Below are 11004 nucleotides of genomic sequence, written 5' to 3'. Positions count from 1 at the left end.
CATGCTGCTCTGGCTAGCGCAATACTTCCAACAAGACCTCGGCCCGCTGCGGGTTTTCAACTTCATCACCTTCCGGGCGGTGTTCGCGACGCTGACGGCCCTCTTGATCGGCCTGATCTCCGGGCCGGCCGTGATCCGCATGCTGACCCGCCTGAAGGTCGGCCAGGCGGTCCGTACCGACGGTCCGCAGACGCACCTTGTCAAGAGCGGCACGCCCACCATGGGCGGCGCGCTGATCCTGCTCGCGATCGGCATCTCGACCCTGCTCTGGTCCGACTGGAGCAACCGCTTCGTCTGGGTGGTGCTGGTCGTGACCCTCGGCTACGGCGCGATCGGCTGGGTGGACGACTACCGCAAGGTGGTCTACAAGAACCCGGAAGGCATGTCCTCGCGCGAAAAGTACTTCTGGCAGTCGCTGATCGGCATCGCGGCCGCGGTCTATCTCGCGTTTTCGGTGTCGGCGCCCACCAACACCAAGGTGCTGGAACTGTTCATGGAATGGGTGCAGTCCGGTTTCAACCTCGACCTGCCGCCGAAGGCCGACCTGATCGTCCCCTTCTTCAAGACCATCAGCTATCCGCTCGGCGTCTGGGGCTTCATCGCGCTGACCTATTTCGTCATCGTCGGCACCAGCAACGCGGTCAACCTGACCGATGGCCTGGACGGCCTGGCGATCATGCCGACGGTGATGGTCGGATCGGCTCTGGGACTCTTCGCCTACCTCACAGGCAGCGTGGTGTACTCGAAATACCTCTTTATTCCTCACATACCCGGGGCTGCGGAACTGCTAATCTTTTGTGGGGCGATGGCAGGTGCGGGGCTGGCCTTCCTCTGGTTTAACGCGCATCCGGCCCAGGTGTTCATGGGCGACGTGGGCGCGCTGGCACTGGGCGGCGCCCTCGGCACCATCGCCGTGATCGTGCGCCAGGAGATCGTGCTGTTCATCATGGGCGGCATCTTCGTGGTGGAGACGCTGTCGGTGATGCTGCAGGTCGGCTACTTCAAGTACACGAAGAAGCGCTACGGCGTCGGCCGCCGGATCCTGCTGATGGCGCCGCTGCACCACCACTTTGAACAGAAGGGGTGGAAGGAAACCAAGGTGGTGGTCCGCTTCTGGATCATCACGATGATGCTGGTGTTGTTCGGACTCTCGACATTGAAACTGCGGTAATGGAAGAAGGCGTGGAAAACAAGGTGAACGAGGAACTGGAAAACGACGTGCAGGACGGCGCCGCGGGCGACGCCGGCGCACCTGTCGCCGCCGGTGCCGTCGCGCCTGCCGAACCCGCGCCGCCGCTCATGAATACTTCGCAGTCCGACGAGGCTGCGGATGCTCCGTCCGAAGACGCGGCAGGGACGCCGGATGAAGTGCCGGCTGCGGAACGGCCTGACGAAGCGGCCGAAGCGCCGCCGGAAGCCGCCGGAGAGCCGGAAATCGCACTTGAAAATGCGCCCGGCCCGGACGGCGACGCGTCGGCGGCGGAGCCGGTGGTCAGCATGGAAGAGTGCCTTGCCTACCAGGGCAAGCGCGTGCTGGTGCTCGGCCTCGGAGAGTCCGGCCTGGCGATGGCGCAGTGGCTGGCGCGCTGGGGCGTGGCGCTGCGCGTGGCCGATACCCGCGCCGAACCGGAGCGCCTGCCCGTCCTGCGCGAAGCCGTGCCGGGCGCCGAATTCATTGGCGGCCCGTTCACGGCCGCCCTGCTGGACGACATCGATTTCGTCGCGCTCAGCCCAGGCCTCGCTCCGGGTCGCGAGCTCGCGGAAATCGTTCCGGCAGCCCGCGAACGGAACATTCCGATGTGGGGCGAAATCGAACTGTTCGCGCAGGCGCTCGCCGCGCTGCGCGCCGCCCGCAAATATGCGCCGAAGGTGATCGCGATTACCGGCACCAATGGCAAGACCACGGTGACCAGCCTGACCGGCATGCTGTGCCGACGCGCCGGCCTGAGTACGGTCGTGGCCGGCAACATCAGCCCGGCCGCGCTCGACGTGCTGCGCACGGCGCTCGACGGCGACGACCTGCCGCAAGCCTGGGTGCTGGAACTGTCCAGCTTCCAGCTGCACGCCACCTTCAGCCTGCAAGCCGACGTCGCCACCGTGCTGAATGTCACACAGGACCATCTGGACTGGCACGGCGACATGGATTCCTACGCGGCCGACAAGGCGCGCATCTTCGGCGCGCACACGATCCGCCTGCTCAACCGCGACGATGCGCGCGTGATGCAGATGGCGTCGCCGCTGGCGACCTGCATCAGCTTCGGGACCGACGAGCCGGACCAGCCCAACTGCTTCGGCCTGGTCGACGACAACGGCATGCAGTGGTTGTCCGCTGCAGTCGCTTCGGAAGAGGGCGAAAAGCGCCGCCGCAAGAAGGACAATATCGAGCTGCCGGTCATCCTGAACCGGCTGATGCCGGCCGACGCGCTCAAGATCCGCGGGCAGCACAATGCCGCCAATGCGCTTGCCGCGCTCGCGCTGTGCCGCGCGATCGGATTGCCGCTGGCGCCGCTGCTGTACGGCCTGCGCGAATACCGCGGCGAGCCGCACCGGGTGGAACTGGTCGCCGACGTCGGCGGCGTGGACTACTACGACGACAGCAAGGGCACCAATGTCGGCGCGACGGTGGCGGCGCTGAACGGGCTCGGCATCGAACAGCATGGCGCGGCGCGCCTGGTGCTGATCGCCGGCGGCGACGGCAAGGGCCAGGATTTCGGCCCGCTGGCCGAACCGGTTGCCAAGTACGTCCGGGCGGTTCTGCTGATCGGCAAGGATGCGCCGGCAATTCGCGCCGTACTGGAAGGCGCGGGCGTCGACATCACGGATTGCGCGACGCTGGAAGCCGCGGTGCAGAAGGCCGCCGAACTGGCGCAGACCGGCGACGCCGTGCTGCTGTCGCCGGCCTGCGCCAGCCTCGACATGTTCCGCAATTATGCGCACCGCGCGCAGGTGTTCGTGGACGCGGTACGCGAAGTCGCCCTTGCGCGCGGCGAGGTGATCGCATGAAGTTCGCACTGCCATCCTTCTCGTCTTCCGCCGCGCCGGCGCCGCTGCCCGGCGTCGTGCAGCGTTCGAAGATGATGGAGTACGACCAGCCGCTGGTGTGGGTGGTCGTGCTGCTGATGCTGCTGGGGATGGTGATGGTGTACTCGGCATCGATCGCGCTGCCGGATTCTCCGAAGTACGCGAATTACAAGAATACGCATTTCCTGGTGAGGCAGGCGACCTTCATCGCCGCCGCGCTGGTCGCCGGCCTGCTCGCGTTCCGCGTGCCGGTATCCGCCTGGCAGCGCTGGGCGCCGTATCTGTTCGTCGCCACCATGGTGTTGCTGATCCTGGTGCTGGTGCCGGGTCTCGGCAAGGGCGTCAACGGCGCGCGCCGCTGGCTGTCGTTCAAGGTATTCAACCTGCAGCCGTCCGAACTGATGAAGCTGTTCGTGGTGCTGTATGCCGCCGATTACACCGTGCGCAAGCAGGAATTCATGCACAAGCTGACCAAGGGCTTCATGCCGATGGCGGCGGCGGTCGGCATCGTCGGCCTGCTGCTGCTGCTGGAGCCAGACCTCGGCGCCTTCGGCGTGATCGTCTGCATCGCGATGGGCATCCTGTTCCTCGGCGGCATCAACGGCATCTGGTTCGGCGGCATCGGCGCGGTGCTGGTCGGCATCTTCACCATGGTCATCGTGCTCTCCCCGTGGCGCCGGGAGCGCATCTTCGCCTACCTCAATCCCTGGGTGGAAGAGAACGCGCTCGGCAAGGCCTACCAGCTGTCGCATTCTCTGATTGCGTTCGGACGCGGCGAGCTGTTCGGGGTCGGCCTCGGCGGCAGCGTCGAGAAGCTGCACTACCTGCCGGAAGCGCACACCGATTTCCTGCTCGCGGTGATCGGCGAGGAGCTCGGCTTTGTCGGCGTGTTCGTGGTGGTCGCGCTGTTCTACTGGATCGTCAAGCGCGCGTTCGAGATCGGACGCCAGGCGATCGCGATGGATCTCACCTTCGCCGGCCTGGCCGCGAAGGGCATCGGCATCTGGATCGGGGTGCAGGCGTTCATCAACATGGGCGTGAACCTTGGGCTGCTGCCGACCAAAGGCCTGACCCTGCCGCTGATGAGCTATGGCGGGTCGGGGGTACTGATTAACTGTGTAGGGTTGGCGATCTTGTTGCGGATCGACTATGAGAACCGGGTGCTGATGCGGGGAGGGCGGGTATGAAGCGCCTGCTGATCATGGCGGCCGGTACCGGCGGCCACATCTTCCCCGGCCTGGCGATCGCGCAGACGATGCAGGCGCGCGGCTGGCAGGTGTCCTGGCTCGGGACCATGCATGGCATGGAGCGCGACATCGTGCCGAAGCACAAGATCGAAATGGATACGATCGACTTCGCGGGCCTGCGCGGCAAGGGCATGATGCACACGGTGCGCGGCGTGTTCAAGATGGCCGCCGGCTTTGCGTCCTGCTTCCGCATCATCGGACGGCGCAGGCCGAGCGTGGTGCTCGGCATGGGCGGCTATGTGACTGTGCCGGGCGGGATGATGGCCAGGGCGCGCGGCGTGCCGCTGGTGCTGGTCAATGCCGACGCCGCCCTGCTGTTGTCGAACAAGACGCTGGCGCCGATGGCGCAGCGGGTGCTGTTCGGCTTTCCGGCGGATTTCGGCAGCGCGGCGGACAAGGCGCTGGTGACCGGCAATCCGGTGCGCAAGGAAATCATCGAGGTGGCGCCGCCCGCGCAGCGTTATGCGGCGCGCAGCGGCCCGCTGCGCCTGCTGGTGGTCGGCGGCAGCCTGGGCGCGAAGGTATTGAATGAAGCCCTGCCGGCGGCGCTGGCGCGCATTCCCGCGCAACAGCGCCCGGTGGTGACGCACCAGTCGGGCAGGCAGCATATCGATGCATTGCGCAAGGCATACGGCGACGCGCAGGTGCAGGCGGAAGTGGTGGATTTCATCGACGACATGCCGCGCCGCTACGCGGGAGCCGACCTGGTGATCTGCCGCGCCGGTGCGATCACGGTGTCGGAGCTGACCGCTGCCGGCGTGGCGAGCGTGCTGGTGCCGCTGGTCGCATCGACCACCTCGCACCAGCGCGACAACGCGCAGTGGATGGCGAAGCAGAAGGCGGCGCTGCACCTGCCGCAGGGGGAACTGAATCCGGAGCGCCTGGCGCAGCTGCTGCAGACGCTCACACGGGAGGAATGCAGGACGATGGCTGAGGCCGCGCATGGCATCGGGAGGCGCCAGGCGAACGAAGCGATCGCGAACGTACTGGAAGAACTGGCCGGGAAAACATGAAACATAAAGTCAAGAATATTCATTTCGTGGGCATCGGCGGATCCGGCATGAGCGGCATCGCGGAAGTGCTGCTCAACCTCGGTTACACGATTTCCGGCTCCGACCTGTCGGCCAACCCGGCAACCCAGCGTCTTGCAGAAAGCGGCGCGAAAATCACGCTCGGCCACGCGGCGGAAAACATCCAGGACGCGGACGCGATCGTCACGTCAACCGCGGTCAGGGGCGACAACCCGGAAGTGATCGCCGCCCGCGCCAAGCGCATTCCCATCGTGCCGCGCGCGATCATGCTGGGAGAACTGATGCGCCTGAAGCAGGGCATCGCGATCGCCGGCACGCACGGCAAGACCACGACCACCAGCCTCGTCGCCAGCGTGCTGGCGGAAGGCGGGCTCGATCCGACCTTCGTGATCGGCGGCCGCCTGAACAGCGCCGGCGCCAACGCGAAGCTCGGGGCCGGCGACTTCATCGTCGCCGAGGCGGACGAATCGGACGCCTCCTTCCTGAACCTGTCGCCGTGCATCGAAGTGATTACCAACATCGATGCCGACCACATGGAGACCTACGATCACAGCTTTGCCAAGCTGAAGCAGGCCTTCGTGGAATTCACGCAGCGCCTGCCGTTCTACGGCGTCGTGATGCTGTGCATCGACGATCCGAACGTGCGCGAAATCATGCCGTTCATCTCCAAGCCGGTCCTGACCTACGGTTTCCACGAGAGCGCGCAGGTGCGCGCGGTCGATGCGAAGGCGGTGGACAGCCACATGGAATTCACCGTGCTGCAGGCCGATTATGCTCCGCTGACCGTGCACCTGAACCAGCCCGGCATGCATAACGTGCAGAACGCCTGCGCGGCGATCGCGATCGCGCGCGAACTCGGCGTTCCCGACGAGGCGACGCAGAAGGCGCTGCGCGAGTTCCACGGCGTCGGCCGCCGCTTCACCCGCTACGGCGACATCAAGCTGCCGGCCGGCGGCGCGTTCACCCTGGTGGACGACTACGGCCACCATCCGGTGGAAATGGCGGCCACGGTGGCCGCCGCCCGCGGCGCCTATCCCGGCCGCCGCATCGTGCTGGCCTTCCAGCCACACCGATTCACGCGTACGCGCGACCTGTTCGAGGACTTCGTGAAAGTGATGTCCACGGTCGACGCGCTGGTGCTGGCCGACGTCTATCCGGCCGGCGAACAACCCATCGTCGCCGCCGACGGCCGCGCGCTCGCCCATGCGCTGCGCGTGATCGGCAAGGTGGAGCCGATATTTGTAGAGGACATTGCCGACATGCCGGCGACGATCGTGAACATGGCGAAGGATGGGGATGTGGTCATCACCATGGGCGCCGGGTCGATCAGCGGCGTGCCGGGGAAGTTGAAGGACGCATCATGAGCAACACGGATCTGAAAAAAGAGTTTGGAAAAGTCGGCGTGCTGTACGGTGGCCGTTCCGCCGAACGCGAGGTATCGCTGATGTCCGGCGCCGGCGTGCTGAAGGCATTGCAGGGCAAGGGCGTGGACGCACACGGCTTCGACCCGGCCGAACGCAGCCTGGCTGATCTCGCGGCGGAAAAGTTCGACCGCGTCTTCATCGCGCTGCACGGCCGCTACGGCGAAGACGGCACGCTGCAGGGCGTGCTCGAGCAGCTCGGCATTCCGTACACCGGCTCCGGCGTGATGGCTTCGTCGATCGGCATGGACAAGGTGATGACCAAGCGCATCTGGCTGAACCACGGCTTGCCGACGCCGCGCTTCCTCGTGCTCGATTCGAAGGAGGCGACGCAGGAAGAACTGCGCAAGGTGCCGGACGAACTCGGCCTGCCGCTGATGCTGAAGGCGCCGCATGAAGGTTCGACCATCGGCATCAGCAAGGTGACCGGCTATTCGGAAATGCAGGATGGCTTTGCGCATTGCGCGAAGTACGACGAAGCGGTGCTGGCCGAGGAATTCATCACCGGCCGCGAGCTCACGGTGCCGGTGCTCGGCAAGGGCCGCAATGCGCGCGCGCTGCCGATCGTCGAGATCTGCGCGCCGCAGGGCAATTACGACTACCAGCACAAGTATTTCAGCGACGACACCCAGTACCTGTGCCCGGCGCCGCTCGACGACGAGCTGACGCGCCGCATCCAGTCGCTTGCCGTGCGCGCGTTCAACGCGCTCGGCAGCTCGGGCTGGGCGCGGGTCGACTTCATGCTGCGGGCGGCGGACAACGAGCCGTTCCTGCTGGAGATCAATACATCGCCGGGCATGACCGGCCATTCGCTGGTGCCGATGTCGGCGAAAGCCGCCGGGGTCAGCTATGAAGACTTGTGTGTGGAAATCCTGCGTTCGGCGGATCTCGACCTGAAGCCGACCAAGGACTGGCAGCCGACCTGAGGGGATTGAAGACCGACCATGTGGCACGACGTCAGAATGCTCAACGCGACCACCAGCGCCTTGCTCGGCCTGCTGGTGCTGGGCCTGCTCGCGTCCGGCCTGTGGTGGGTGGCGCAGCGGCCGATGTTCACGTTGAAGACGATACGCATCGAGCCGGTCGGCGAAATGCCGCTTCGCCACGTGAATCCGTCGACGGTGCGCACGACCGCGCTGCCGCGCATCAAGGGCAATTTCTTCACCACCAACCTGGATGCGGTGCGCGTCGCGTTCGAGGCGGTGCCTTGGGTGCGCAGGGCGTCGGTCCGGCGCGAATGGCCGAACAAGCTGATCGTGACGGTGGAAGAGCATGAGCCGCTTGGCACCTGGGGCGACGACGGCCGCCTGCTGTCGGTGAAGGGCGACGTGTTTACAGCCAACCTGGCCGAGGCGGAAGAGGACGGCGAACTGCCGGAATTCGCCGGTCCGGAGGGCAGCGAGAAGGAAGTTGTGGCGCGCTACCGCGAGCTGAACGAATGGTTCAAGCCGATCAGCCTGGCGCCCGACTCGGTGCGCCTGTCGGGGCGCTACGCCTGGAGTGTGCGGCTGAACAACGGCATGCAGGTCGAACTCGGGCGCGAACAGAGCAAGACGACGCTGAAGGACCGCGTCGAACGGCTGGTGAAGATTTACCCGCAGCTGGTCAACCGGCTGCAGGACCGGATCGAGAATGTGGACATGCGGTACCCGAACGGCATGGCGCTGAAGGCGCAGGGCCTGAAGTTCGGCATCGAAGGCAAGAAAAAGTAAGCGGACATCTATGACAAAAGACGCGAAAAACCTGATCGTCGGCCTCGACATCGGCACCTCCAAGGTGGTGGCGGTAGTGGCTGAAGTCATGCCGAACGGGAGGCATGAAGTCATCGGCCTGGGCCAGCACGAATCCAAGGGGCTGAAGAAGGGCGTGGTGGTCAACATCGAGGCGACGGTGGAGTCGATCCAGCGCGCGCTCGAGGAAGCCGAGCTGATGGCCGACTGCAAGATCAAGAACGTCTACACCGGCATCGCGGGCAGTCATATCCGCAGCTTCAACTCGAGCGGCATGGTTGCGATCAAGGACAAGGAAGTGACCGCGACCGACGTGGCGCGCGTGATCGAGACGGCCAAGGCGGTCAACATCCCGACCGACCAGCAGCTGCTGCATACCGTGCCGCAGGAATTCATCGTCGACAGCCAGGAAGACGTGCGCGAGCCGATCGGCATGAGCGGCATCCGGCTCGAGGTGAAGGTGCATATCGTCACCGGCGCGGTATCCGCCGTGCAGAACATCGTCAAGTGCGTGCGCCGCTGCGGCCTGGAAGTGTCCGACCTGATCCTGCAGCCGATGGCGTCGGCCGACGCGGTGCTGACCCCGGACGAGAAGGAACTGGGCGTGGTGCTGGTCGATATCGGCGGCGGCACGACCGACGTCGCGATCTTCACCGAAGGCGCGATCCGGCACACCGCAGTGATCCCGATCGCCGGCGACCAGATCACCAATGACATCGCGATGGCGCTGCGCACGCCGACCGCGGAAGCGGAAGAGATCAAGCTGCGCTACGGCGTCGCCAAGCAGGTGCTGGCCGACCCGGGCGAAACCATCGAGGTGCCGGGGCTGGGCGACCGCGGACCGCGCACCTTGTCGCGCCAGGCGCTGGCGGCGGTGATCGAGCCGCGCGTTGAAGAATTGTTTGCACTGGTGCACCAGGTGGTGCGCGAGTCGGGCTACGAGGAGGTGCTGTCCTCCGGCATCGTGATCACCGGCGGCTCGGCGATGATGCCGGGCATGGTGGAGCTGGCGGAAGACATCTTCCTCAAGCCGACCCGTCTCGGCGTGCCGGAATACAGCGGCCAGCTCGCCGATGTGGTGCGCAGCCCGCGCTATTCGACGGTGCTGGGTTTGTTGCTGGAAGCGAAAAAGCAGTACCTGCGCGGCCACATCGTCACCCGGCAGGATGGATCGGTGAAGGCGGTCTGGCAGCGCATGAAGGAGTGGTTCCTCGGGAATTTCTAGGTTTTTGAGTATCAGGTATCGGCAGCAAGAATTTCAATAATTTTGTGTATTAACAGCAGTTTGCAGTTGCTAGTCGCCACACCGCGTGGTGCCTAACGACTGAAAACTGCATCATCTAAGGGAGTAATCATGGAAATCGATATGATCGATAATGCAAATCTGGGCACCGTGATCAAGGTGGTCGGTGTCGGCGGCGCAGGCGGCAACGCGGTGCAGCACATGATCAACAAGGGGGTGGCAGGCGTGGAGTTCATCGCCGCCAATACGGATGCCCAGGCTCTCGCGCAGTCGAAGGCAAACAACATCATCCAGATCGGCGAGTCCGGCCTGGGCGCCGGCATGAAGCCCGATGTCGGCCGCCAGCTCGCGGAAGAATCGCGCCAGCGCATCGAAGACGCGCTGCGCGGCGCGCACATGGTGTTCATTGCCGCCGGCATGGGCGGCGGCACCGGCACCGGCGCCGCGCCGGTGGTCGCGCAGGTTGCGAAGGAACTGGGCGCGCTGACCGTCGCGGTGGTGTCCAAGCCGTTCTCGTACGAAGGCGCCAAGTGCATGGAACTGGCCGAGCAGGGGCTGGAAGCCTTGTCGCAGCATGTCGACTCGCTGATCGTGATCCTGAACGAAAAGCTGGAAGAGATCTATGAAGACGACAGCATGATGGAATGGCTGCAGCATGCGGACGACGTGCTCAACAACGCGGTCGCCGGCATCGCCGAGATCATCAACGTGCCGGGCCACATCAACGTCGACTTCAACGACGTCAAGACCATCATGGGCGAGCAGGGCAAGGCGATGATGGGCACCGCCACCGCCTCCGGCGTGGATCGTGCGCGCATCGCCGCCGAGCAGGCTGTGGCGTCGCCGCTGCTGGACGGCATCGACCTGTCCGGCGCGCGCGGCGTGCTGGTCAATGTGACCGCCAGCCGCAGCCTGAAGGGCAAGGAAATCAAGGAAGTCATGGCCACCGTGCGCGCCTTCGCCGCGCCGGATGCATCGATCGCGCAGGGCATCGCGTACGACGAATCGATGGGCGACGACATTCGCGTCACCGTGGTCGCCACCGGCCTGGGCCGCGGCCGCAAGAACGTGCAGCTGGTGCAGACCCCGGTGCTGCGCACCGGCACCCACAACGAGCCGATCATGCAGAATACCGGCATGATGAGCCAGGGCGCGGCGCAGCCGGCCCCGGCCTTCAACGGCCTGAAGGCGCCGGCGGTGTGGCGACGCGAGTCGGCATCGGAAACCGTGCGCGCGCTTGAAAAGAACGGCATGGAAACCTACGACATCCCGGCCTTCCTGCGCAAGCAAGCCGACTGAGTCCGGTTGCAG

Annotated in this window: 9 protein-coding genes; all 9 read left to right on the top strand. The window is 65.4% G+C overall.

Annotated features, from left to right (window positions below):
- The first annotated feature begins 1 nt into the window (after position 1).
- The 9 genes from mraY (at position 2) to ftsZ (ending at position 10992) form a co-directional block, all read left to right on the top strand.
- Positions 2–1171: a phospho-N-acetylmuramoyl-pentapeptide-transferase gene (mraY, locus tag VEC01_RS08785; protein WP_324900433.1), complete on the top strand. Its 1170-nt coding sequence runs from the start codon at positions 2–4 to the stop codon at positions 1169–1171.
- Between the two features lie 326 nt (positions 1172–1497).
- Positions 1498–3003: a UDP-N-acetylmuramoyl-L-alanine--D-glutamate ligase gene (murD, locus tag VEC01_RS08780; protein ID WP_324900445.1), complete on the top strand. Its 1506-nt coding sequence runs from the start codon at positions 1498–1500 to the stop codon at positions 3001–3003.
- Positions 3000–4208, top strand: coding sequence for a putative lipid II flippase FtsW (ftsW, locus tag VEC01_RS08775; protein WP_324900432.1), 1209 nt, complete (start codon positions 3000–3002; stop codon positions 4206–4208). The genes murD and ftsW overlap by 4 nt, the downstream gene beginning before the upstream one ends.
- Complete coding sequence (murG, locus tag VEC01_RS08770) at positions 4205–5281, top strand: undecaprenyldiphospho-muramoylpentapeptide beta-N-acetylglucosaminyltransferase (RefSeq protein WP_324900431.1); 1077 nt, start codon at positions 4205–4207, stop codon at positions 5279–5281. The genes ftsW and murG overlap by 4 nt, the downstream gene beginning before the upstream one ends.
- On the top strand, positions 5278–6663 hold the full coding sequence (gene murC / locus VEC01_RS08765; protein WP_324900430.1) for a UDP-N-acetylmuramate--L-alanine ligase: 1386 nt from the start codon (positions 5278–5280) through the stop codon (positions 6661–6663). Before murG ends, murC begins: the two co-directional genes overlap by 4 nt.
- Positions 6660–7646, top strand: a complete 987-nt coding sequence (locus tag VEC01_RS08760; protein ID WP_324900429.1) for a D-alanine--D-alanine ligase — start codon at positions 6660–6662, stop codon at positions 7644–7646. The genes murC and VEC01_RS08760 overlap by 4 nt, the downstream gene beginning before the upstream one ends.
- 18 nt (positions 7647–7664) lie before the next feature.
- Complete coding sequence (locus tag VEC01_RS08755) at positions 7665–8432, top strand: cell division protein FtsQ/DivIB (protein WP_324900428.1); 768 nt, start codon at positions 7665–7667, stop codon at positions 8430–8432.
- Between the two features lie 10 nt (positions 8433–8442).
- Positions 8443–9675: a cell division protein FtsA gene (ftsA, locus tag VEC01_RS08750; RefSeq protein WP_324900427.1), complete on the top strand. Its 1233-nt coding sequence runs from the start codon at positions 8443–8445 to the stop codon at positions 9673–9675.
- A 129-nt stretch (positions 9676–9804) separates the two neighbouring features.
- Positions 9805–10992 carry a cell division protein FtsZ gene (gene ftsZ / locus VEC01_RS08745; RefSeq protein ID WP_324900426.1) on the top strand — a complete coding sequence of 396 codons (1188 nt, stop codon included), beginning with the start codon at positions 9805–9807 and terminating at the stop codon, positions 10990–10992.
- Positions 10993–11004: the final 12 nt, after the last annotated feature.

It is taken from the genome of Noviherbaspirillum sp. (assembly GCF_035627455.1).
Taxonomy (GTDB): Bacteria; Pseudomonadota; Gammaproteobacteria; order Burkholderiales; family Burkholderiaceae_D; genus Noviherbaspirillum.
This window is presented reverse-complemented; position numbering and strand designations above follow the sequence as displayed.

What these genes read in the sequence shown, in the direction of transcription:
- murG (WP_324900431.1), top strand. Translation starts at nt 4,205, where the DNA reads ATGAAGCGCCTGCTGATCATGGCGGCCGGTACCGGCGGCCACATCTTC.
- ftsW (WP_324900432.1), top strand. Translation starts at nt 3,000, where the DNA reads ATGAAGTTCGCACTGCCATCCTTCTCGTCTTCCGCCGCGCCGGCGCCG.
- murD (WP_324900445.1), top strand. Translation starts at nt 1,498, where the DNA reads ATGGAAGAGTGCCTTGCCTACCAGGGCAAGCGCGTGCTGGTGCTCGGC.
- ftsZ (WP_324900426.1), top strand. Translation starts at nt 9,805, where the DNA reads ATGGAAATCGATATGATCGATAATGCAAATCTGGGCACCGTGATCAAG.
- VEC01_RS08760 (WP_324900429.1), top strand. Translation starts at nt 6,660, where the DNA reads ATGAGCAACACGGATCTGAAAAAAGAGTTTGGAAAAGTCGGCGTGCTG.
- mraY (WP_324900433.1), top strand. Translation starts at nt 2, where the DNA reads ATGCTGCTCTGGCTAGCGCAATACTTCCAACAAGACCTCGGCCCGCTG.
- murC (WP_324900430.1), top strand. Translation starts at nt 5,278, where the DNA reads ATGAAACATAAAGTCAAGAATATTCATTTCGTGGGCATCGGCGGATCC.
- VEC01_RS08755 (WP_324900428.1), top strand. Translation starts at nt 7,665, where the DNA reads ATGTGGCACGACGTCAGAATGCTCAACGCGACCACCAGCGCCTTGCTC.
- ftsA (WP_324900427.1), top strand. Translation starts at nt 8,443, where the DNA reads ATGACAAAAGACGCGAAAAACCTGATCGTCGGCCTCGACATCGGCACC.